Genomic DNA, 23,023 nt, shown 5'->3' with positions numbered 1-23,023 from the left:
GACCAGCGCCTGGCCAGAACCGCTTCGCTGAGTTTTTTTTAGCCGCTCTCAGGCCAGTCGAGGGACGAATTCCGAGTGGCAGGGCCGCCAGGCGCAACGCGTGGCTACATCTCCATGCGAACGCGCGGCAATTCAGGCGCAGGCCGTGTGATGCGGCTGACCACCAGCGCCACCAGCAAGCCCGTCGGCACGCCGAACACCCCGGCCGAAATGGGCTGGATGCCGAACCAAAGCCCATCGGCCAGCAGCCAGGCCGGCAGCAGTGCCTTCACGGCCACCACATGCGAGAGCATGTAGTACACCGCCACGCCCAGGCCCGCCAGCATGCCCGCCACCGCCCCCTGGCGCGTGGTGCCGCGCCAGAAGATCCCAAGCACCATCACCGGCACGAAGGCCGACGCCGCCAGCGAGAACGAGGCCGAGACCATGGGCAAAATCTCGGCCGGCTTGAGCGCCGCGACGAAGGCTGCCGACAGCGCCACCGCCAGCAGTGCGAACTTGGTGAGGATCACCCGCTGCTCGGGCGAGGCCTCGCGGTCGGAGCCCTGGAAGTACAGGTCGCGCACCAGCGCATTGCTGATGGTGAGCAGCAGCCCGTCTGCGGTGGACAGCGCCGCCGCCAGCCCGCCCGCCGCCACCAGGCCCGAGACCACGTAGGGCAGGCCACCGAGTTCGGGCGTGGCCAGCATGATCAGGTCGGCCCCCAGGCGGATCTCGCCGAACTGCACGATGCCGTCGCCATTGACGTCCTCGATCGACAGCAGCGAGCCATCCACCCGCGCCCACTGGGCCATCCAGTTGGGCAGCGCCTCAAAGCTGCTGCCCACCAGGTTGTGCATGACCTCGAACTTCACCAGCACCGCGAGCGCCGGCGCACTCAGGTACAGCAGGGCGATGAAGAACAGCGACCAGCCCACCGAGGCCCGCGCGCCCGACACCGTGGGCGACGTGTAGTAGCGCGTGAGCAGGTGCGGCAGCCCGGCGGTGCCCACCATCAGGCAGAACATCAGCGCCATGAAGTTGCGCCGGCTCAGGTCGAACTCGCGCTGCTCCTCGGGCGTGCCGTCGGGGTCGCCCGCAAAGGCCTGGCTGTGTTGTGGCAGGCCCCCGAGGGGGCGGGCGCGCTCGGTGTTCTCGTGCATCTCGCGCGTCCAGCGCTCGCGCGCGGCGGCAGGGTCGCGCGGCAGCGCCGCCAGGTCACGGCTGGCCAGCACGATCAGGCCCACGTCGGCGTTCTGCGCGCGCAGGGTGCGGATGCGCTCACGGCCCTTTTCGCGCTCGTGCTCCAGGGCCGCCTCCACGTCCTTCAGGCGCTCCTCGAACTCCTGCGCACGCTGGCGGTAGATCTGCACCACCTGCTGCTCGGCGGGCGCATCGAGCAGTTGCGCCTCCAGGTCCGCGATCTTGGTGATCTGTGCGCCGTACACCAACGGCGCCAGCGGGCTGCCCAGCTGCTTATAGGCCAGCCAGGACACGGGGATCAGAAAGGCCAGCAGCAGCACCACATACTGCGCCACCTGGGTCCAGGTGATGGCGCGCATGCCGCCCAGGAACGAGCACAGCAGCACCCCGCCCAGGCCGAGCATGATGCCGATCTCGAACTGCACCCCCGTGAGGCGCGAGGCGATCAGCCCCACGCCGTAGATCTGCGCCACCACGTAGGTGAACGAGCACAGCACGGCGGCCAGCGCCGCGATCACGCGCGGCCAGCGCCCGCCAAAGCGCACGTGGAAGAAATCAGGCACGGTGTACAGGCCCATGGCCCGAAGGTGCGGCGCGATCAGCATGGCCACCAGGCAAAAGCCCCCCGTCCAGCCCAGCAGGTAGGCCAGCCCGCCGGGCTGGCCGGGCGTGCCCGCAAAGCCCTGCAGGTACAGCGCGCCCGACAGGCTGATGAACGAGGCCGCGCTCATCCAGTCGGCAGCCGCTGCCATGCCGTTGTACATGGGCGGAATGCGCCGCCCGGCCACATAGTATTCCTCCGGGTCCGAGGTGCGGCCATAGACGCCGATGCCGGCGTACACCATGACGGTGAGGAACAAAAAGATCGGCCCGATCCAGTGGCGCGACAGCCCCTGGTGTTCGGCCCAGGTCATGAGGGCCAGAAAACCGAGCACCCCGGCGATGTACAGCGCCAGGATGCGGTGCAGGCGCCAGGAATAGGCTTTCTCCACCGCGCTCGGGCCGGCCCCAGACGCATTGCCGGAAGGCTCTCCTGCAGGGCCCTGCTTGCGCATGGCGTCAGGCCGCGTCCGCAGGGAGCTTGCCGTCCGCTGGCAGAGCGGCTTCCAGCGCCAGGCGGCGCCGTTCGTCCTGCCGCTCGAAGCGGTTCATGGCCCAGGCATACACCACCACGATGGCAATGAACACCAGCACCGCGCCCTGCGCCTCGATCCAGTAGCCTAGCGGCCAGCCGCCCGGGATGAGGAATTGCAGGTCGCGTGCGAAGTAGGTGGCCACGAAGGACACCAGCACCCAGATCACCAGCAGCCCGGCCTTGAGCCACAGGTGGCGCACGTCGTGCAGGTCCGGCGGAAATGGGCCTGCGAGCTCGGGCTCGGCAGGCTTGATGGGGGAACGGGGCAGCACGGGCATCGGGTCAGCCAAGGCGCTGCATGGATTGACGTGCCCGTGCCCGCAAGGCCTCAGCCCGCAGCCAGCTGCTGCCAGGTGGCCATCACGCTGTCGGGGTTCAGCGAGATGGATGAGATGCCCTCGGCCGCCAGCCACTGCGCGAAGTCAGGGTGGTCGCTGGGGCCCTGGCCGCAGATGCCGATGTACTTGCCCTGGGCCAGGCAGGCCTTGATGGCCTGGTGGATCAGCGCCAGCACGGCGGGGTCGCGCTCGTCGAAGTCCTGCGCCAGCAGCTCCAGGCCCGAGTCGCGGTCCAGGCCCAGCGTGAGCTGGGTCAGGTCGTTGGAGCCAATGGAGAAGCCGTCGAAGAACTCGAGGAAGCGCTCGGCCAGGATGGCATTGCTCGGCACTTCGCACATCATGATGACCTTGAGGTCGTCCTTGCCGCGCTGCAGGCCGTGCTGGGCCAGCAGTTGCGTCACACGCTCGGCCTGCCCGAGGGTGCGCACGAAAGGCACCATCACCTGCACGTTGGTCAGGCCCATCTCGTTGCGCACGCGCTTCAAAGCCTCGCACTCCATGGCAAACGCTTCGCCGAAATCTGCGCTCAGGTAGCGCGCGGCGCCACGAAAGCCCAGCATCGGGTTTTCTTCCTCGGGCTCGTAGCGGCTGCCGCCGATGAGTTTGCGGTACTCATTGCTCTTGAAGTCCGAGAGGCGCACGATCACCGGCTTGGGGTAGAACGCCGCAGCGATGGTGGCCACGCCTTCGGCGACCTTGTCCACGTAGAAGGCGCGCGGGCTGGCATGGCCCCGGGCCACGGACTCCACAGCCTTCTTCAGGTCGGCATCGATCTGCGGGTAGTCCAGGATGGCCTTGGGGTGCACGCCAATGTTGTTGTTGATGATGAACTCCAGCCGCGCCAGGCCCACGCCTTCGTTAGGCAACTGGCAGAAGTCGAATGCCAGCTGGGGGTTGCCCACGTTCATCATGATCTTGGTCTTGATGGCCGGCATCTCGCCGCGCTGCACCTCGGTGACCTCGGTCTCCAGCAGGCCGTCGTAGATGTGGCCGGTGTCGCCCTCGGCGCAGCTCACGGTGACCAGGGTGCCGTCTTTCAGCAGCTCGGTCGCGTCACCACAGCCCACCACGGCCGGGATGCCCAGTTCGCGCGCGATGATAGCCGCGTGGCAGGTGCGTCCGCCGCGGTTGGTGACGATGGCGCTGGCGCGCTTCATCACCGGCTCCCAGTTGGGGTCGGTCATGTCGGTCACCAGCACGTCGCCGGGCTGCACCTTGTCCATCTCGGCAATGCTGTGCACCAGGCGCACCGGGCCGGTGCCGATCTTCTGGCCAATCGCGCGGCCCTCGGCCAGCACGGTGCCCTGGCCCTTGAGCTTGTAGCGCATCTCGGCCTGGCCCTTGGACTGGCTCTTGACCGTCTCGGGTCGCGCCTGCAGGATGTAAAGCAGGCCGTCGGTGCCGTCCTTGCCCCATTCGATGTCCATCGGGCGGCCATAGTGCTGCTCGATCACCAGCGCGTAGTGCGCCAGTTGCTGCACGTCGGCATCGGTCAGCGAGTAGCGGTTGCGCTGCTCGGTGGGCACATCGGTGGTCTTCACCAGCTTGCCCGATGCGGCCTTTTCCTCGGCCGTGGAGAACACCATCTGAACCAGCTTGCTGCCCAGATTGCGGCGGATCACGGCCTTCTTGCCGGCCTGCAGGGTGGGCTTGTGCACGTAGAACTCGTCGGGGTTCACGGCGCCCTGCACCACCGTCTCTCCCAGGCCGTAGCTGCTGGTGATGAAGACCACCTGGTCGAAGCCCGACTCGGTGTCGATGGTGAACATCACGCCTGCAGCGCCCAGGTCGGAGCGCACCATGCGCTGCACGCCGGCCGACAGTGCCACCACGTCGTGCGCAAAGCCCTTGTGCACGCGGTAGGAGATGGCGCGGTCGTTGTACAGGGAGGCAAACACCTCCTTCATCTTGTGCAGCACGTCGTCGATGCCCACCACGTTCAGGAAGGTCTCCTGCTGGCCGGCGAACGAGGCGTCGGGCAGGTCTTCGGCCGTGGCGGACGAGCGCACGGCAAAGCTGGCCTGCGGGTTGCCGGCGGACAGGGTGGCAAAGGCTTCGCCAATGGCTTTTTGCAGGTCGGCGGGGAAGGGCTGGGCCTCGACCATGGCGCGGATTTCACCACCTACCCGGGCCAGGGCGCGCACGTCCTCGGTATCGAGGCTGGCCAGCTTGGCGCTGATCTTGTCGGCCAGGCCGTCGTGGGCCAGGAATTCGCGGAAGGCATGTGCCGTGGTGGCAAAACCCGTAGGGACGCGCACGCCCTCGGGCAGCTGCGAGATCATTTCGCCGAGGGAGGCGTTTTTACCGCCCACCGACTCGACATCGGTCATTCTCAGGTTTTCAAACGGTACGACCAGGGCGGTCGGGCTGAAAAGTGCAGACATGGGAAAGCTCCAGAAGTTGAAACCGGGTCGTCTGCGCGCCCGCCCCTACCAAGGGGCACCGTGGGGCGAGCGGCCATGCACGGGCTCAGGCTTTGTCGTTGTGGTTGTGTGCCGACGGCGTGCATGGTTGAGAAATTTGGATAATTGACACAATTGTAGGCCTGCCGCGCCGCAAGCAGGTTGACAACGTGTTGACACACCCAAAGGCCCCCATTCATGCACACGCGCACCGTATTCTTTGTCTCCGACGGCACCGGTATCACCGCAGAGACCTTTGGCAATGCCATCCTGGCCCAGTTCGAGCTGAAGCCCCGCCATGTGCGCCTGCCCTTCATCGACAGCGTGGACAAGGCGCACCAGACGGTGCGGCAGATCAACCACACGGCCGAGATCGAGGGCAAGAAGCCCATCGTATTCACCACCCTGGTCAACATGGAGGTGCTGCGCGTCATCCAGGAAGGCTGCAAGGGCATGCTGCTCGACATGTTCGGCACCTTCGTGCACCCGCTGGAGGAAGAGCTCGGTATCAAGTCCCACCACCGCGTGGGCCGCTTCAGTGACGTGAGCCGCAGCAAGGAGTACACCGACCGCATCGAAGCCATCAACTTCAGCCTGGCGCACGATGATGGCCAGAGCAACCGCGACCTGGCCGGTGCCGACGTGATCCTGGTGGGCGTGAGCCGCAGCGGCAAGACCCCCACCAGCCTGTACCTGGCCATGCAGTACGGCATGAAGGCCGCCAACTACCCGCTGATCCCCGAGGATTTCGACCGCCGCCAGCTGCCGCCCGCGCTGGAGCCGCACCGCAAGAAGATCTTCGGCCTGACCATCCAGCCCGAGCGCCTGTCCGAGATCCGCAACGAGCGCCGCCCCAACTCCAAGTACGCCGACCTGGTCAACTGCCGCCACGAAGTGGCCGAGGCCGAAGCCATGATGCGGCGCGCCGGCATCCGCTGGCTGTCCACCACCACCAAGTCGATCGAAGAGATCGCCACCACCATCCTGCAGGAAATCCGGCCCGAACGGCTGGTGTATTGACGGCGGCGGGCCATGCCCGCGCCAGCCGTCAACCCCAGGAATCGGTCCAGGCCTTGAATTCGGCTACTGCGGCAGGCGGGTTCAGGCGGGCCACCCACTGGTTCAGCACCTTGGCCGGCTCATCGCCATCCGACACCGACACCTGCAGCAGCAGGGACTCGCGTACGAAGGCCGGGTCTTCGCGGCGCAGCCGCTCCAGCACCTGGACCATGGTTTCGAGCAGTTGCGCGCGAAAAGCCGTGAAGGCGGCATCACCCCCTTCGTCCGGCAGCGCCAGCACATGTTCGCGCACCAGCGTGCACAGGTCATTGAATGCGCCATTGGCGCCCTCCCCCTCCATGGGCCATTCCGACGAGCTGTAGCGGTAGTAACCGGCCTCGTCCGGGTGGCGCGAAGTGAGTTCACGCACCTGCGATTCGGTCAACAGGGCCGGGCAGACGGTCATGGCCCCGTCGTCGGTGTACAGGGTGAAGGCGCACACAGGGTCTTGCGGGCCGCAGCGCTCGGAGATGTCGGCCAGGGCCGCGCGGCTGGCCTGGGCGATGCCCTCGGCCAGCGCGGCGAAATCGAAGTCGGAGGAAGAAGCAGGCATGGACACATGGTAGGCCCACCCTGTGTCGCAGGCAGCCCGTGCCAGCACCACCCGGCGCCATTTTCGTGACGCATTGCGCACCGAATGGCGTTGGTGCCTGCTTACTTCAACGCGAAACGCACATTGGCCGCCTTCTTGCCTGGCAGTGTCACCAGCGCCACCACCTTGGTGCCCGCCGCGACCTTGAACGTGCCCTTGGCTTCGAGCTTGCCCTCGCCGGCCGGTACCAGCACGGCCTCGGATTTTTCGGTGCCGTTGAGCAGCGTGAGCTTGGCGCCCACACCCTGGGAGCTGGCCGGCTTGCCATGGTCGCGCAGGTGCAGGGTGATCAGGTCGGGCCGCGCCACCAGCTCGTAGTCCATGTCGTGGGTGCCGGCCACGATGCCGCCGTGCTGCGGCTTGTGGTCGTCGCCATGGGTGTGGTCGCCAGCGGCGAATGCCGCGCCGGAGACGGCCAGGGCCAGTGAGGCCAGGAGGTACTTGGTCATTGTCATGGAGGTCCTTTCAAGGGGTTGAGGGAACGGGGGAGAGAGAAAGCTCAGAAGGCCTCGGCGTTCTTGTCGTCCAGCAGGCGCTCGGCATCGCGGCGGCCGAACAGCCAGAACAAAGCCGGGGTCAGGAAGGTGTCGAGCAGGGTCGAGCTGATCAGGCCCGAGAAGATCACCACGGCCACCGGGTGCAATATCTCGGTGCCGGGGCGCTCGGCCTCCAGCAGCAGCGGGGCCAGCGCGAAGGCGGTGACCAGGGCGGTCATGAGCACGGGGGAGAGGCGTTCAAGCGAGCCGCGCACGATCATGGCGTGGTCGAAGTTCTCGCCCTCCACGCGCATCAGGTTCAGGTAGTGGCTCACCTTCAAAATGCCGTTGCGCACCGAGATGCCCGCCAGTGTGATGAAGCCGATCAGCGCCGCCACCGACAGCGGCTGGCCCGAGATCCACAAACCGAGAACGGCGCCCACCAGCGCCAGCGGGATGTTGGCCATGATCAACGCCGACAGCGTGGCCGAGCGGTAGCGCGTGTACAGCACCACGAACATCAGCACCAGCGAGACGATGGCGAGCATGCCCACCAGCCGGCTGGCCTCCTCCTGCGCCTGGAACTGGCCGCCCAAGGTGATGAAGTAACCATCCGGCAGGCGCGTCTCGCCCACCACCTTGCGGATGTCGGCCACCACGTCGGACAGCGCCCGGCCCTGTGCATTGGCCGACAGCACGATGCGCCGCTTGCCGTCGTCGCGGCTGATCTGGTTGGGGCCGTCCCCGTCCTCGATGCTCGCCAGGCGCGACAGCGGCACGCGCCCGCGCGGGGTCTCGATCATGATCTGCGCCAGGCCTTCGAGTGAGCGCGCGCTCTCGGGCAGGCGCACCACCAGCGCAAAGCGGCGGCTGCCCTCCACGATCTGCGTGACTTTCTCGCCCTCCACCAGTCCCTGCAGCGTGGCCAGTACCTGGGCCGCGGGCACGCCGTACTGGGCGGCGGCGGCATGGTCCACGCGCACGGTGATCTGCGGTGCCAGCACCTGCTTTTCCACCTCCAGGTCGGCCAGGCCATCGATGCTGGCCAGGCGCGCACGCAGCGCATCGGCCTGGCCACGCAGGGTGTCGAGGTCCTCGCCGAAGAGCTTGATCGCGATCTGCGAGCGCACGCCCGACAGCATGTGGTCGATGCGGTGCGAGATCGGCTGGCCGATGGCAATCGCCGCCGGCATCTGCGCCAGCCGGCTGCGGATGTCGGCCTGCACTGCGGCCATGCTGCGTTTCAGCTCGGAAGCTGGCAGCAGGCCCACGTCGAGTTCGCTCACGTGTACGCCCTCGGCATGTTCGTCCAGCTCGGCCCGGCCGCTGCGACGGCCCACGTGCGTGACCTCTGGCACCTGGCGCACCAGCACCTCGGCCTGGCTGGCCAGGGCGGCCGACTCGGCCAGCGTAACGCCCGGGTTCAGGCGCATGCCGATGAGCAGCGTGCCCTCATTGAAGGGCGGCAGAAAGGTGGTCGGGAAGAACGGCACCGCCGCCACCGAGAGCACCACCGCCATTGCGCTCACGGCCATGGCGATGCGCGGGCGCGCCAGCACGCCCATCAACCCGCTGCGGTAGCGCGCCTTGAGCCAGGCCACCACGCGCGTGTCACCGTGGTCCAGGTTCTTCATGCGCGGCAGCAGGTAGAAGGCCAGCACCGGCGTAACGGTGACCGACACCAGCAGCGAGGCCACCGTGGAGACGATGAAGGCGATGCCCAGCGGCACGAACAGCCGCCCCTCGATGCCCGGCAGCGCGAACAGCGGCAGGAACACCAGCACGATGATGGCCGTGGCGTAGAGGATGCCCGAGCGCACCTCCATCGACGCGAGCTTGACCACCTCCAGCGGGTGCAAGCGGTGGTTCGGGTGCCTGGCGCGGTCCATCTTCAGGCGCCGCAGCACGTTCTCCACGTCCACCACCGCATCGTCCACCAGGCCGCCGATGGCGATCGCCAGTCCGCCCAGCGTCATGGTGTTGATCGACAGGCCGAAGTACTTGAACACCAGCGCGGTGATGAAGATAGACACCGGGATGGCCGTGAGCGCGATCACCGTGGGCCTGAGCGTGCCCAAAAACACGAACAGGATCACCGCCACGAACACCGAGGCGCCCATGAGCTTGCCCTGCAAGGTGGTGACCGAGGCCTCGATGAAGCTCGCCTGGCGGAAGGTGACGCGCGGCGCCTCCATGCCCGCGGGCAGCGACTTCTTCAGGTCGCCAAGTGCCGCCTCGATGCTGCGCGTGAGCGCGATGGTGTCGGCCGTGGGCTGCTTCTGGATGCCCAGGATCACGGCAGGCTTGCCCTCGAAGCCCGCGTCCCCACGCTTGAGGGCTGCGGCGAAGGTCACCTCGGCCACCTGGCGCAGCAGCACGGGCTGGCCGTTCTTCGCGGTGAGCGCCAGGTTCTGCAGGTCTTCCAGCCGCGAGGTGCGGCCCAGGTGGCGGATCAGGTACTCGCGCCCGTTGAGCTCCAGAAAGCCCCCCGAGGTATTGGCCGAGAAGCCCTTGAGCGCCCCTGTGAGCTGGTCGTGCGTGATGCCCAGTTCGGCCATGCGCGCCGTCTGCGGCTGCACCTGGAACTGGCGCACCTCGCCGCCGATGGGGATCACCTGCGCCACGCCGGCAATCGCCAGCAGGCGCGGGCGCAGCACCCAGTCGGCGTACTCGCGCACGGCCATGGGCGTGGTGCGCTGCACGTCGATGGGGATCGCCACCTGCATGATCTCGCCCATGATGGAGCTGATGGGCCCCATGCGCGGCGTCACGCCTGCGGGCAACCCTTCCTCCATGGACGACAGGCGCTCGGACACCATCTGCCGGGCGCGGAAGATGTCCGTGCTCCAGTCGAAGGTGACGTAGATGAAGGACAGGCCCGCACTGGACGTGGAGCGCACGCTCTCCACCCCGGGCAGCCCGTTCATCGTGGTTTCCAGCGGGAAGGTGATGAGCTGCTCCACCTCCTCGGCGGCCATGCCACCGGCCTCGGTCATCAGCGTGACGGTGGGCTTGTTGAGATCGGGGAACACGTCCACCGGGGTGCGCGAGAGCGTGAAGGCGCCATAGGCCATGAGCACGCCGGCCGCGATGAGCACCAGCAGCCGGTTGGCCAGGCTGTTTTCGAGTAGCCACTTGAACATCGGGTGGCTCCTAGCGGACCTGGTTGATCAGCGTGGCGCCCTGCGTGGCCACGCGGTCACCGGCCTTGAGGCCCGAGGTCACGGCCACCGAAGTACCGTCCAGCGGCACGTAGGTGACCACGCGCGGCACGAAGCGCTCGGGCGACTCCTTGACCCAGACAATGGTCTGGTTCGCGGGGTTGCGCAGCAGCGAGGCCACGGGCACCTGCACACCGGCGGCCTGCTCGGTGGACTGCACGAACACGCGCACGGGCTGGCCCAGGGCCAGGGTGCCCAGCACCGCCGAGTCGCCGGCAAACTGCAGCGGCAGCGCCTGGTCGCGCAGGCTGCGCGCCGCGCCCAGAAAGCGCAGCGGCACGCGCTGCCCGCCCACGGCCAGCGTGGCACCGGCCACGCTGTGGGCCTGCGCCGTGTCGTAGGCCAGGGCCTCGACACGCAGGCGCGAAGGGTCCACCACCTCGAACAGCAGTTCGCGCGCATCCACCACCTGCCCTGCCACGGCGTTGGCCGAGGCGATCACGCCCGACACGGGCGCCACCAGCGCATCGCGCGTGGACAGGCCGGCGCCCACGGCGCCCAGGCGCTGGGTAAAGCTTTGCAGCTCGCTCTCGGCCGCCTCGATGTCCTTGCGCGGCACGGTGTCCGCCAGGTCCTTCAAACGTGCCAAGCGGCGTGCGGCCAGGTCGCGCGCGGCGCGCAGCTCGGCCTGCTGGGCCAACTGGTTGGAGCGCTCGATGGCTCCCGCCGCAGGCACCACATAGGCCAGCACCTCGCCCTTGCGCACCGCCTGGCCCACGCCGGGCAGGCCCTTGGGCCCTGCCTCCAGCCGGCCGGCCAGCGCGGCCTGCACCTTGCCGCCGGCATTGGGGTCCATCACCACCGTGCCGGCCAGCTCGAAGGCCTTGGGGTGCCGGCCCTCGGCCGCCACCAGGGTGCGCACGCCCAGCTGGCGCTGCGCGGGCTTGGGCAAAAACACGCTGCCATCGGGCTGGCGCTTGGGACCATTGCCGTCGGCGGCCGCAGGGGCGTCACCATGGTCATGGCCTTCGCCGGCCACCGCGCCCAGGGGGGCGTACAGACCGGCGGCCACCAGCAAGGCGGCCAGGGTGCGGGTCGCAATAGAGTGCTTCATACGGCACCTCCCACACGGGCGGTGCGGCTGCGCCGCAGACCCCACACGGCGCCCAGGGCCAGCAGCACGGCGCCCACGGCACCGGCCACCAGCGCGTTGCGCCGGCCCGCAGGCTCGGCATGGGCATGCGCAGCGGCATGCACATCGATCTCGCCGGCCAGCAGGTCGGTCTCGGCGCCGGCCACCACGGTGACCGTGACGGGGCTCACGCCCTCGGCCAGCGGTGCGGCCAGTGCGGCCTGGAACTCGCCGTCGGCGACGCGGGTGACGGGCACGCGCGTGCCGGCGATATCGAGCTCCAGCTGGGCCTCCTTCACGGGGCTGTTGTCGCCCGCATGGTCGAGGTAAAGCGCCAGCTTTTGCCCGTCGAGCACGCCCACGAGCTCGAACAGGTCGGAGGTGGCGGCAAAGCGCGGCAGGGCAGGTCCGGCGGCGGTGGCCGGTGCCTCGCCATGGTTGTGGCCATCGTCGGCCAGTGCCCACAGGGGCGTGAGGCCCAACACCAGGGCCAAGCCCAGTGCGGAAAAAAGAGAAGGGAGTTGCATGGTGATCACAAAAATGGTGTCGAGATAGGTAGGCTGCTCATTGCGGCAGCAGGCCCATGGCCTGGCGCAGGGTGGAGACAGCGGCTGCGGCATCGATGCGGGCGCGCGCCAACTGGCGCTCGGCCTGCACGGCTTCGAGTTCCACGCGCAGGCGCGTGGGCCAGTCGGCCTCGCCCAGGCGGAAGGCCTTGTCGATGAAGCCGCGCGTGTCGCGCGCCAGCGCCGCATGGCGGGCCATGGCCTCGCGCTGGGCCTGCGCGGCCTTCACACGGGCGCTGGCTGCGGCCACATCGGCTGCCAGACGGTCCTGCTCCACGCGGGCGCGCACCTCGGCGTCGAGGGCGTCGGCGCGTGCGGCGGCCTCCTTGGCGCGCGCCCGGTCGCCACCGCCCAGGGGAACGCGCACGCCGACGGTGAAGCTTTGCAGGTAGCGCTCGCCCGATTGCTCACGCCCGCGCGTGGCGGCCACGGTCAGTTCGGGGTTGGCACGGGTCTGCACGGCAGCCAGGTCGGCTGCGCGGCGCGCCACCTCGGCCTGGTCCCGCCAATCGGCCACGGCGGGGTGGTCGGCTGGCAGGCCGGCGCCGGGCACGGCCTCGGGCTCTGCCCCGTCGGCCAGCTCCACGCTGCCACCCCAGACAGCCAGGCCCGCCTGCGCCACATCGCGCGCTCCGGTGGCTTCGGCCACGGCGGCTTCGGCCTGGGCCACGGCGCCGTTGGCCTGGGTCTGGTCGGCACGCGACATGTCGCCGGCCTGGAAGCGCCGGGCCACGTCGGCCGCCAGGCGCTGGGCGTTCTGCAGCCGGTCCTGGGCCAGGCCCATTTCCACCTGCGCACGCTGCAGGGTCCACCAGGCCTCGCGCACGCTGGCGGCCAATTGCAGCTGCGCGGCCAGGCGGCGGCTCTCCACGGCCTTGATCTCGGCATCGCCGAGTGCGGCCTTGCGTGTGCGTTCACCGGGCAGCCACAGCGGCAGGGCCACGCCCACCTCCACTTCGCGGTTGCCCTGGTTGCTGCCGGGGCGGTCGGTCTTGGTGGACAGCTCCAGCGCGGCGGGCTCGGCCGTCCAGGACGATGCGCCGTTGCGAGCGGCCTGCGCCGATTCGCGCCGCAGCGCGGCCGACTGCGCCTCGGGCTGGCGCTCCCAGGCCCTGTCGAACAAGGCCTTGAGCGTGAGCGGTGGCGCAGGCGGCTGGGCCAGCGCGGCACTGCCGGCCAGCGCCCACGCCAGGGCCACGGCGGCCATGCGCAGCCGTGGGGTGTGATTGGTTCTTCTCGTTCGTTGCATCCGATTCCTCTGCAGTGGCCAGGGGCCACGGTGTTGAAATCGGCAAGGCACGATGCCCGGCGCGCACGCGCACACCGCTGCTGCCCGCCAAGGCAGCGTGGAATCGTCAGGAAGGGGCTACCCGGTGCCCCGCCTCGCCGCTCAGGCGAGGTCGGACCAATTGGGGCGTTCGGGGCGGGAGAGGGGTGGGTGGACCCAGGCCGGCGCCACCAGGGACGCAGGGCGGCCCACCGACACCACGATGGCCTGGGCACTGGCGCTCAACGCCATGCCGCTGCCCGCGCCATGGCAGGCATGGCAGTCCATGTCGGCCGTGCCGGTGGTGGCCAGGCCTCTGTGGTCGGGCGTTTCGTCGGCCTTGGATGGCTCGGTCGATGCATGGGCCTGGTGCTCATGCACATGGTGGCCAAAATGCGAGGCCTGCGGCGCGGCCTCGTGCCCGCAGTACGGCGATGCCGCTGCCCAGATGGACTGGAGCGGCATGAACAGCAGCAGGAAGGCGAGGAGCAGGCGGCGCATGGTGTGCGCGCATTCTAGTGACAAGATCGTGCAGCGCAGCATGCCCAAGCGCGCATGTCCCCATGGGGCCAAGGGCATGGCCATGGCAGATGACCGAATCGTCATGTCCGCATCATCCCGCAGCCACCAGAAACTGCGGCGTGCCATCGCCGGCGCGCACCTCGGAGCATTCCACACCCCACACGCGCGCAATGGCCGCAGTATGCAGCGTCTCACCCGTGGGCCCCACGTCGCAGCGCCCTGCGCCCATCAGCACCGTATCGTGCGCATAGCGCAGCGCCAGGTTCAGGTCGTGCAGCACGGCCACCACGCCGATGCCCTGCTCCACCGCCCAGCGGCGCACCAGGGTCATGGCCTGGTGCTGGTGCGCCAGGTCGAGCGCGGCCGTGGGTTCGTCCAGCAGCAGCCAGCGCGTGGCGCCGTCGGGCCTTGGTTCCCAGATCTGGGCCAGCGCCCGGGCCAGGTGGGCGCGTGCGCGCTCGCCGCCCGAGAGGGTGTTGACGCCGCGCGTGGCCAGGTGGGCCACGCCGGTGGCCTCCATCGCATCCTGCGCAATGCGCGCTTCCTGCCGGCTGGGCGACTGGCGGTGGGGAAAGCGCCCCATCTCCACCACCTCCTGCACCGTGAAGTCGAAGGCCACGGCCGTCTCCTGCGGCAGCACCGCGCGCAGGCGCGCCAGCTCGGGCGCGGCAATGGCCGAGAGCACCCTGCCCCCCAGGCCCACCGAGCCCGAGCGCGGCGCGCGCTGGCCCGACAGCATGGACAGCAAGGTGGACTTGCCCGCCCCGTTGGGCCCGAGGATGGCCGTGACGCGGCCGGGGGCTAGGCGTGCATGCACGGTGGCCAGCAGTGGCCGGCCCGGCAGGCCCACGCCCAGTTGATCGCACACCAGCGGTTCGCCGGGATGGAGGGGACTCGCGTTCACACCTTGCTCCGGAACTGGCGCAGCATGGCCAGGAACAAGGGCACGCCGATGAAGGCCGTGAGCACCCCGAGCGGCAGCTCGGCCGGCTTGACGATGGTGCGCGCCACCACGTCGGCCGCCAGCACCAGCGTGGCGCCCAGCAGGGCCGAGCAGGGCAGCACCACGCGGTGGTCCGGCCCGGCCACGAGCCGCACCCAGTGCGGCGCCACCAGGCCGATGAAACCGATGATGCCGGTGGCCGCGGTCACGGCACCTACCGCCAGTGCCGTCACCAGCACGGCCAGGCGTTTGGTGCGCTCCACCGGCACGCCCAGCAGCGCGGCCTGCGCCTCGCCCAGGGCAATGGCATTGAGCGGGCGCGCCAGCGCCAGGCCCAGGCCGCAGGCCACCGCGACCACGCTGCCCACCAGGGCCACGGCGCTCCAGCGCGCCCCACCCAGGCTGCCCAGCAGCCACATTTGGATGTTGCGCAACTGCTCGTCGGTGGAGATGAAATTGAGGTAGCCCAGGCCCGCCAGCGCCAGCGCATTGACCGCCACGCCCGCCAGCAGCATGAGCCCCATGCGCGTGCCGCCATCGGCCTGCGCCAGGCCGTAGATGAGCGCGGTGACCAGCAGGCCGCCGCCAAAGGCCATGAGCACCAGGGTCCAGCTGCCCAGGGTGCGCGGCAGGTCGGGCAGAAAGTGCATGCCCAGCACGATGGCAAGCGCCGCCGCCAGCGCCGCACCGCTGCTCACTCCGATGAGGCCGGGGTCGGCCAGCGGGTTGCGGAACAAGCCCTGCATGAGCGCACCGGCCAGGCCCAGGCCCGCCCCGGCGGCCACGCCCATCAGCAGGCGCGGCAGGCGGATGTTGACGAACACCAGGTACTCGGGCGCATGCGCGGGCGCGGGCACGGCGCCCACGGCCTGCAGCAGCACCTGCCACAACTGGGCTGGCGTGATCGCATAGGCGCCCTGCGTGCTGCCCCAGACAAAGGCCAGCAGCACCAGGGCCAGGCCCAGCGCCAGCGCGGCGCGCGGGGACAGGCGCCCCGGGGTGCGCCGCACCAGGGGCTGCACGGCCGCCAGCCCGCTCACGCCGTGATCGCCTGCATGCGCGTGTGCAGCTCGCGCACGGCGGCGGGCAGGCGCGGGCCAAAGCCCAGCAGGTGGCTGGCTTCCATGGCTAGCAGGGCCTTGCGGCGGAATGCCGGAGTCAAGGCCAGTTCCGGCCGCTGCCAGAACGCCGTCTCGCCGCCCAGCGCCTCGATGCCTTGCGTGCTGTTGAGCAGCACCTCGGGCGCGGCGCTGGCCATGGCTTCGGCCGTGAGCGGCCGGTAGCCTGCGAACTGGGTGATGGCGTTGGTGCCGCCGGCAAAGCGGATCAGTGCATCGGCTGCGGTGCCGGTGCCGGCCACCATGGGGCTGCCGCTGTGCGAGAGGATGAAGATCGCACGCGGGCGCCGTGCGGCGGCGGCCACGCTTTTCTGCACGCCGGCCCACTGGGCATCGAGCTCGGCCTGCAGGGCCTGGGCCTCGCGCTCGCGGCCCGCCACGCGGCCCACGGTGGCCACCTTGCGCTGCACCTCGTCCCAGGTGTGGTCGGCCTTGACCAGCTCCACGCGCACACCGGCGCTGCGCACCTGGTCGAGCACCACGGGCGGCCCCGCCTCGGTGGTGCCCACCACGGCATCGGGCCTGAGGGACAGCAGCCCCTCGGCCGAGAGCTGGCGCATGTAGCCGACCTTGGCGGTCTTGAGCGCGGCCTCGGGGAACAGGCTCGTCGTGTCCGTGCCCACGAGCTGGCTCTGCGCGCCCAGCAGGTAGACCACCTCGGTCAGCGCGCCGCCCAGCGAGACGATGCGCGCAGCACCCGCCGCATGGGCCTGGCCCAGAGCCAAAAACAAAGGCAGTGCGGCAGCACCGCGCAGTACCTGGCGGCGCTCGATCAACACGCTATCACGCGGCATGGGCCAGCTCCTGCAGTCGCGGCAGGCGTGCCGCCAGATCGCGCCAACCCTGCAGCTCGCGCTTGCCGGGCTTGCGCGCGCCAAAGAACATGGCCATCAGCTCGCCCGCATGGTCGAAGGCCTCGACCGAGGTCACCACGCCGTCGGCCGTGGGCTTTTCCACCAGCCACACGCTGGCCACCATGTCGGTGCGCAGGTGCAGGTTGAAGCCCGGGTCGAGCACATTGATCCACTGCGCTCCGGGTGTGTCCAGTGGTTTGATGTTCGCCACCGGCCCGGTATGGATCTGGATGCAGCCGCCGCTGCCCACGAAGACCATGATGGGCAGGCCGCCGCCGGCCGCGTCCTGCAGCAGCGTCGTCACGGATTCACGCGCCAGGCGCCAGGCAAACTGCCCTTCCACCAGGCGAAAGCTCTGCTGGCGCTCCACCGCGAACTTCTTCGTGAGGCCGAAGAACTCGTGCGTGTCCTGCATCGCGGCCCAGGCCTCGCGCAGACCTGTGGCGTCGATCTCGGCATCGGGCCGCGGCACCTCGGCCAGCGGTGCGGCGCCGAACACATAGCCCGCGCTCGGCTGGGCAAAGCGTTGCACCACGGCATCGAGCGCGGCCAGGTCGGTGGCTTCGCGCACGAACACCTTGTGCACCGCACGCCCGTGAGCGTTGAAGAACTGCAGACTGCGCTGGGGCGCGCGCGCCGGGTCGGCGGCGGCCTCGGTCACCGCGAAGCCCGCATGCCACTGCGAGAAGAACAGGCGCAGGTCGATATCCTCGCTCAAGGCCAGGCCTACGGGCCCCGTGGCCGAGATGTTCATGTAGACCCCGGTCTTCTCGTGCACCACGCCCTCGTTGCGCGTCAGCGCCATCAGCGGTCCACAGGCTTCCAGCGACTGCAGCAGCTGCAGCCACGAGCCCTGCAGCGGCACGGCCTTGAGCGGGTATTCGTGCTCGCCCGAATGGGCGGCGATGGCAGCACCTTCGGACAGGCCCAGGGCTTCGGCCGCATCCTTGGCGCGCTTGCCCGTGGCCCGCACGGCGGCGAACTGCTCGCGGATGGCGGGCGCCGTCAGCAGGCGCATGCCGCTCAGGTCGGCGTTGTTCATCAGTACCTCACTCATTGAACGGTCTCCGGTGCAGTCAGCCACAGCGCGCGGCGCTGCTCGGCGGCCGACAGGGCGGCGCTCGCGGCATCGGCCCCCTGCCCTGCACCCTGCTGGGCCCAGCGGCCCTGCAGGCTCCAGACCACGGTGCGAAAGTGCGGCGTGAAGCCCTCGGCGTCGGCCAGCATCTGCAGGTTGGCCGTGATCTTGCGGCCCATCGCATCGCGGTGGCTATCGCAGCAGGCCTGCACATAGCCCGTCATCAGGGCCAAAGTGCCGGCCAGCAGCGCTTCGGCGCAGGGCAGGCTGTATTCCTCGTCGCAGTGGCCGCCGGAGGCCGGGGCATCAGGCGTATCGTTGGCGTGGCTCATGGTCTGTCTCCTTCCGCGATGGGTTTGAGAAAGTGGCTCAGAAATCCGCCACCAGCGAGACGCGCACGGCGCGGCCCGGCTGGCTGTAGGCGTCGATGAAGCTGGCGTTGGCGGCCAGGCCGCGCACGTCGGCCCAGCGCCAGTGCTTCTTGTCGGTCAGGTTGTAGATGCCCGCGTTCAGGCGCAGGTCCTTGCGGATGCGCCACTGGCCCGACAGGTCGAGCACCGTGTACGAGGGGGTGAGGTACTGCGTGCTGCCCGTGGCCAGGGTCACGTCCTCGGCCTTCTTGGCGGCGGCGTGCGTCAGGTCCAGGCGGGCCATCCACGCGCTGGTGTCGTAGCGCACGCCTGCCGTCAGGCGCTGCGGGTCCACGGTGTTGACCGGCTTGCCGGTAGCGGTGTCGCGGCCGCGCGTCTGGCCGTAGGCGAACGGCGTGCTCAGCTGGCCGCCGGCGAAGCTGCCCCAGCGCACATCGCCCTTGACCTCGAAGCCATTGAGCTTGACGCGGCCGATGTTGACCGACTGGAACACCAGCGGGTTGCCCGGCGCGCCCGTGCCGCCCACCTGGCGCAGGTCTTCGATGAAGTCCTTGTAGCGACCGGTGAAGACCGCCGCCTCAATGGACAGCGCGTCCATGCGGCCGCGCACGCCAAGCTCGAAGTTCTGGCTCTTCTCGGGCTTGAGGTTGCCGTTGGGCACCGTCTTGTAGTTGCTGACCGGGTTCTCGAAGAAGGCGTTGACCTGGCCGGCATTGGGCGCACGGAAGCCCGCGGCATAGTTGCCGAACACGCTCCAGGCATCTGTGGCGCGGTACAGCAGGCCCAGCTTGGGCGAGGTGGCGTTGCCCGACAGCGACACCGCCTGCGCGCCGAAGCCGCTCTGGTCGGCCTTGATGCGGAAGGTGTCGAAGCGCACGCCGGGCGTCACGCTCCAGGGGCCGCTCATGATCTCGTCCTGCACGTACAGGGCGTTGCTGGTCTCGGTGGTGTCGGGAAAGCGCTTGAGCGGGAAGGTCTCGCCCACGGGCGGCGTCACGCCGTCCTGCAGGTTGGTGACCTTGGCCGAAGAGTGATCGATGCCATAGGTGATCTTCTGCACCCAGTTGCTACCCGTGCGCAGCACCTTGCTGCCCTGTACATTGGCCTGCCAGCTGCGCTCGTCGTAGGTCACGTCGCGCACGCGGTCGGCGGCGGTGTTGCGGTCCTCGAAGGCGTATTCGCGCGAATGCGCGTCCTGAAAGCTCAGGGTGGCCTTCACGTCGTCGGCAAAGCCTGCGTTCAGGCGCCAGTTGCCTTCCCACGTGGCACGCGTGCGCTGCATGTCGGTTGAAGAATTGGACGACAGCGTGGACGTGGCCGCCTGCGGCGGCTTGGAGCGCGCGGTGAGCAGCTCGTAGTCGGAGGTCTTGTCCACATGTTCGAGCGTGAACACATGGCGCTGGCCGCCGCCGGGCGTGAGCACCACCTTGCCCAGCAGCGCGCCGCCCTGGTCTTTTTGCGGGTTGGGCAGGGTGCGGTCGGCGTTGGCCGCAGCGTTGGTGCCCTTGTTGTCGAGCTCGCGCGCACGGTTCACGCTGCCGCTGACCAGCCACTGCACCGTGTCGTTGACGCGGCCGGCCACCGTGGCGCCCAGGCGCTTGCCATGGTCGTCGCCGTCATAGCCGGCGCTCACCTGGCCGCCCAGGGTCTTGCCGTCCTTGAGGAAGTTCTCGGGGTCCACGGTGATGAAGTTCACCAGGCCGGCCATGCCGTCCGAACCGTACAGCGCCGAGGTGGCGCCGCGCACCACCTCGATGCGCTGCAAGAGGCCCATGTCCAGGTAGTCGCGGCCAAAGGCATTGGCGCTGAACACATAGCTGCGCGGCAGGCGGATGCCGTCCACCATCATCAGCACGCGGTTGCCGTCCAAGCCGCGGATGTTGAAGCCCGCGTTCTGCTCGCGGCCCGTGGAGCCGCTGGCCAGCGAAAAGCGCGCGGGCGAGCGCGTGACCGATACGTTGGGCAGCTCGCGCACTGCATCGCGGATATCGCGCACCTGACCTTCTTCGAGCATGCGTGCATTGATCACGTCGATGCTCATCGGCAGGTCGTCGGGGTTCTGCTCGCTGCGCGAGCCGCTGATCACCACCTCCTTGAGCGCGGGACCTGCCGCCACGAGCTGCGCGTCGGCCGTGGCCTGCGCATGGGCGCCGGTGAAGGAGGCGCACGCCAGCGCGGCCAGCAAGGCCAGCGGACGGAGTGCGAAACGGGGGGATTGGTCGATTGGTTGCGCCACGGCAGGAAACCCTTTTTCTCTGAGACGGATGGAAACAGAGCTGGCTTCGGACGCCGGGAGGCCCTTTCAAAGGGCTGGCAATGGCTGGCTACAGGCGCATTATATGAGAATAGTTATCAATACACATGATTCTGCCCATTGCCCAGTCCATAAAGTAAAAACGGGAGCCCGAAGGCTCCCGTTCATTCCATGCTGGGCCTGCAGGGTCACGCAGCCACGGCCTCGGGCACTGCCTCCGCCGTGGTCTTGGCCACCACCGGCATGCGGATCAGATGGTCGAAGGCGGAGAGCGCGGCCTTGGACCCATCGCCCGCAGCAATGACGATCTGCTTGAACGGCACCGTGGTGCAGTCGCCTGCGGCAAACACGCCAGGCAGGTTGGTGCGGCCATGCGAGTCGACGATGACCTCGCCGAACCTGGACAGCTCCACCGTGCCCTTGAGCCATTCGGTGTTGGGCACCAGGCCGATCTGCACGAACACACCCTCAAGGGCCACCAGGTGCTCCTCGTTCGTGGCGCGGTCCTTGTACTTGAGGCCGTTGACCTTGCCGTCGGCGCCCGTGATCTCGGTGGTCTGCGCGTTGGTGTGGATGCTCACGTTGGGCAGGCTCTTGAGCTTGTTGACCAGCACGGCATCGGCCTTGAGCTGGTCGGCGAACTCGACCAGCGTGACATGGGCCACCAGGCCGGCCAGGTCGATGGCGGCCTCGACACCCGAGTTGCCGCCGCCGATCACGGCCGTGCGCTTGCCCTTGAACAGCGGACCATCGCAGTGCGGGCAGTAGGCCACGCCCTTGTTCTTGTACTCGGCTTCGCCGGGCACATTGACGTTGCGCCAGCGCGCGCCGGTGGACAGGATCACCGTCTTCGAATGCAGCGTGGCACCGTTGGCCAGTTGCACGCCGATCAGGCCGCCGGGTTCCGAGGCCGGGATCAGCTTGTCGGCACGCTGCAGGTTCATGATGTCCACATCGTAGGCACGGGTGTGGGCTTCGAGCGCGGCAGCGAACTTGGGGCCATCGGTCTCCAGCACCGAGATGTAGTTCTCGATGGCCAGCGTGTCGTTGACCTGGCCGCCAAAGCGCTCGGCCGCCACGCCGGTGCGGATGCCCTTGCGGGCAGCGTACACCGCGGCTGCAGCGCCGGCAGGGCCGCCGCCGACGATGAGCACGTCATAAGGTGCCTTCGCCGACAGCTTGGCCGCGTCGCGGGCTGCCGCGCCGGTATCGAGCTTGGCAATGATCTCCTCGACCGACATGCGGCCCGAGGCGAAGACCTTGCCGTTCATGAACACCATGGGCACGGCCATGATCTCGCGGTCGGCCACTTCCTGCTGGAAGGCACCGCCCTCGACCACGGTGGTCTTGATCTTGGGGTTGAAGATGGACATGAGCGACAGCGCCTGCACCACGTCCGGGCAGTTGTGGCAGGTCAGGCTCATGTAGACGTCGAACTCGAAGTCACCGTCGAGCGCGGCAATCTGCTCGATCACCTCGGGTTCGACCTTGGGCGGGTGGCCGCCGGTCCACAGCAGGGCCAGCACCAACGAGGTGAACTCATGGCCCAGGGGCAGGCCGGCAAAGCGCAGCGAATTCGTGCTGCCCACGCGCTGCAGGCTGAACGAGGGCTTGCGTGCATCCTGGCCATCGGTGCGCAGGCTGATTTTGTCGCTGCGAAGGGACTGGATGGTGGTCAACAGCTCCAGCATCTCGCGCGAGGTGGGGCTGTCGTCCAGGGAGGCCACCAGTTCGAACGGCTGCGTCACGCGCTCCAGGTAGGCGGCAAGCTGGGTCTTGAGTTGGTCGTCGAGCATGGTGGTGTCCTTTGAATTTGAGTTGTAGTTGGGGCCCAGGCCACTTATGGCAACCGGGGCACCGGATTTCAGGCGTAAAAAAGCCGGACGGCAAGGCGCACGCGCGCCATGACGCTGTCCGGCTGGGGAGCGGCCCGAAGGCCGCTCTGCCGATGCAATCAGCCGATCAGATCTTGCCGACCAGGTCCAGCGAAGGAGCCAGGGTCTTGGCGCCGTCGTTCCACTTGGCTGGGCACACTTCACCGGGGTGGGCGGCGGTGTACTGGGCGGCCTTGAGCTTGCGCACGGTTTCCTTGACGTCGCGGGCGATTTCGTTGGAATGCACTTCGGCCGTCTTGATGATGCCGTCGGGGTTGATCACGAAGGTGCCGCGCAGTGCCAAGCCTTCTTCAGGGATGTGCACGCCGAAGGCGTTGGTCAGCTGGTGCGTTGGGTCGCCGACCAGGGGGAACTTGGCCTTGCCCACGGCAGGCGAGGTTTCGTGCCAGACCTTGTGCGAGAAGTGCGTGTCGGTGGTGACGATGTAGACCTCGGTGCCAGCCTTCTGGAACTCGGGGTAGTTGTCGGCAGCGTCTTCGATTTCGGTGGGGCAGTTGAAGGTGAAGGCTGCAGGCATGAAGATCAGCACGGACCACTTGCCCTTGAGATCGGCCTCGGTCAGATCGATGAACTCGCCCTTGCCATTGCGGTTGACGAAAGCGGTGGTCTTGAAGGGCTGAACTTGCGTGTTGATCAGGGACATTGTTGGCTTCCTTGGTGGTTGGTTGACTGAACAGG

General features: G+C 68.6%; 19 protein-coding genes. 1 reads left to right on the top strand and 18 read right to left on the bottom strand.

The annotated features are described in order from the left end of the window. Nucleotides 1-104 precede the first annotated feature (104 nt). Genes QYL93_RS22910 through ppsA form a run of 3 tightly spaced genes read right to left on the bottom strand, consistent with a single transcriptional unit; the run spans nt 105 to nt 5,039 of the window. Nucleotides 105-2,237, bottom strand: a complete 2,133-nt coding sequence (locus QYL93_RS22910) for a VC_2705 family sodium/solute symporter (protein ID WP_305745820.1) — start codon at nt 2,235-2,237, stop codon at nt 105-107. Between the two features lie 4 nt (nt 2,238-2,241). Next, entirely contained in the window at nt 2,242-2,595 is a 354-nt protein-coding gene (locus tag QYL93_RS22905) for a DUF4212 domain-containing protein (RefSeq protein WP_179681428.1), read from the bottom strand. A gap of 50 nt (nt 2,596-2,645) precedes the next feature. Further along, nucleotides 2,646-5,039: a phosphoenolpyruvate synthase gene (gene ppsA, locus QYL93_RS22900; RefSeq protein ID WP_305745819.1), complete on the bottom strand. Its 2,394-nt coding sequence runs from the start codon at nt 5,037-5,039 to the stop codon at nt 2,646-2,648. A 216-nt stretch (nt 5,040-5,255) separates the two neighbouring features. Here ppsA and QYL93_RS22895 point away from each other — a divergent pair, with 216 nt between their 5' ends. Further along, nucleotides 5,256-6,077 carry a pyruvate, water dikinase regulatory protein gene (locus tag QYL93_RS22895; protein ID WP_305745818.1) on the top strand — a complete coding sequence of 274 codons (822 nt, stop codon included), beginning with the start codon at nt 5,256-5,258 and terminating at the stop codon, nt 6,075-6,077. A 28-nt stretch (nt 6,078-6,105) separates the two neighbouring features. Here the strand turns inward: QYL93_RS22895 and QYL93_RS22890 are convergent, their stop codons facing one another. The 15 genes from QYL93_RS22890 to ahpC all read right to left on the bottom strand — a co-directional run bounded on the left by QYL93_RS22890 (nt 6,106) and on the right by ahpC (nt 22,988). Then, nucleotides 6,106-6,669, bottom strand: coding sequence for a DUF4303 domain-containing protein (locus QYL93_RS22890; RefSeq protein WP_305745817.1), 564 nt, complete (start codon nt 6,667-6,669; stop codon nt 6,106-6,108). 101 nt (nt 6,670-6,770) lie between these two features. Next, entirely contained in the window at nt 6,771-7,163 is a 393-nt protein-coding gene (locus QYL93_RS22885; RefSeq protein ID WP_305745816.1) for a hypothetical protein, read from the bottom strand. 44 nt (nt 7,164-7,207) lie between these two features. Next, the gene (locus tag QYL93_RS22880) at nt 7,208-10,327 is read right to left on the bottom strand and encodes an efflux RND transporter permease subunit (RefSeq protein ID WP_305745815.1); all 3,120 of its coding nucleotides are present in this window, start codon (nt 10,325-10,327) and stop codon (nt 7,208-7,210) included. Between the two features lie 10 nt (nt 10,328-10,337). Then, complete coding sequence (locus QYL93_RS22875; RefSeq protein WP_305745814.1) at nt 10,338-11,459, bottom strand: efflux RND transporter periplasmic adaptor subunit; 1,122 nt, start codon at nt 11,457-11,459, stop codon at nt 10,338-10,340. Further along, the gene (locus QYL93_RS22870) at nt 11,456-12,004 is read right to left on the bottom strand and encodes a hypothetical protein (RefSeq protein ID WP_305745813.1); all 549 of its coding nucleotides are present in this window, start codon (nt 12,002-12,004) and stop codon (nt 11,456-11,458) included. The genes QYL93_RS22875 and QYL93_RS22870 overlap by 4 nt, the downstream gene beginning before the upstream one ends. A gap of 37 nt (nt 12,005-12,041) precedes the next feature. Beyond that, the gene (locus QYL93_RS22865; protein ID WP_305745812.1) at nt 12,042-13,250 is read right to left on the bottom strand and encodes a TolC family protein; all 1,209 of its coding nucleotides are present in this window, start codon (nt 13,248-13,250) and stop codon (nt 12,042-12,044) included. Nucleotides 13,251-13,433: 183 nt separating this feature from the next. Continuing rightward, a complete protein-coding gene (locus tag QYL93_RS22860; protein WP_305745811.1) occupies nt 13,434-13,811 on the bottom strand; it encodes a hypothetical protein in 378 nt (125 codons plus the stop codon). A gap of 112 nt (nt 13,812-13,923) precedes the next feature. After that, nucleotides 13,924-14,736, bottom strand: coding sequence for a heme ABC transporter ATP-binding protein (locus QYL93_RS22855; protein WP_305745810.1), 813 nt, complete (start codon nt 14,734-14,736; stop codon nt 13,924-13,926). Further along, nucleotides 14,733-15,815: an iron ABC transporter permease gene (locus QYL93_RS22850; RefSeq protein WP_305745809.1), complete on the bottom strand. Its 1,083-nt coding sequence runs from the start codon at nt 15,813-15,815 to the stop codon at nt 14,733-14,735. The genes QYL93_RS22855 and QYL93_RS22850 overlap by 4 nt, the downstream gene beginning before the upstream one ends. Then, nucleotides 15,812-16,687, bottom strand: a complete 876-nt coding sequence (locus QYL93_RS22845; protein ID WP_305745808.1) for a hemin ABC transporter substrate-binding protein — start codon at nt 16,685-16,687, stop codon at nt 15,812-15,814. The genes QYL93_RS22850 and QYL93_RS22845 overlap by 4 nt, the downstream gene beginning before the upstream one ends. Continuing rightward, a complete protein-coding gene (locus tag QYL93_RS22840) occupies nt 16,677-17,789 on the bottom strand; it encodes a hemin-degrading factor (RefSeq protein WP_370877026.1) in 1,113 nt (370 codons plus the stop codon). The genes QYL93_RS22845 and QYL93_RS22840 overlap by 11 nt, the downstream gene beginning before the upstream one ends. An 11-nt stretch (nt 17,790-17,800) precedes the next feature. Beyond that, nucleotides 17,801-18,157, bottom strand: a complete 357-nt coding sequence (locus QYL93_RS22835) for a hypothetical protein (protein ID WP_305745806.1) — start codon at nt 18,155-18,157, stop codon at nt 17,801-17,803. 37 nt (nt 18,158-18,194) lie between these two features. Next, nucleotides 18,195-20,432 (bottom strand): TonB-dependent hemoglobin/transferrin/lactoferrin family receptor, encoded by a 2,238-nt coding sequence (locus tag QYL93_RS22830; protein WP_305745805.1) that lies wholly within the window; start codon nt 20,430-20,432, stop codon nt 18,195-18,197. Nucleotides 20,433-20,638: 206 nt separating this feature from the next. After that, nucleotides 20,639-22,246, bottom strand: coding sequence for an alkyl hydroperoxide reductase subunit F (gene ahpF / locus QYL93_RS22825; protein WP_305745804.1), 1,608 nt, complete (start codon nt 22,244-22,246; stop codon nt 20,639-20,641). Nucleotides 22,247-22,412: 166 nt separating this feature from the next. Beyond that, nucleotides 22,413-22,988, bottom strand: coding sequence for an alkyl hydroperoxide reductase subunit C (gene ahpC / locus QYL93_RS22820; RefSeq protein ID WP_007854684.1), 576 nt, complete (start codon nt 22,986-22,988; stop codon nt 22,413-22,415). Nucleotides 22,989-23,023: the final 35 nt, after the last annotated feature.

It is taken from the genome of Acidovorax sp. A1169 (assembly GCF_030704685.1).
In the GTDB taxonomy this organism is placed as follows: domain Bacteria; phylum Pseudomonadota; class Gammaproteobacteria; order Burkholderiales; family Burkholderiaceae_C; genus Acidovorax.
The sequence above is the reverse complement of the archived record's forward strand: the minus strand, read 5'-3'. Positions and strand labels throughout refer to the sequence as shown.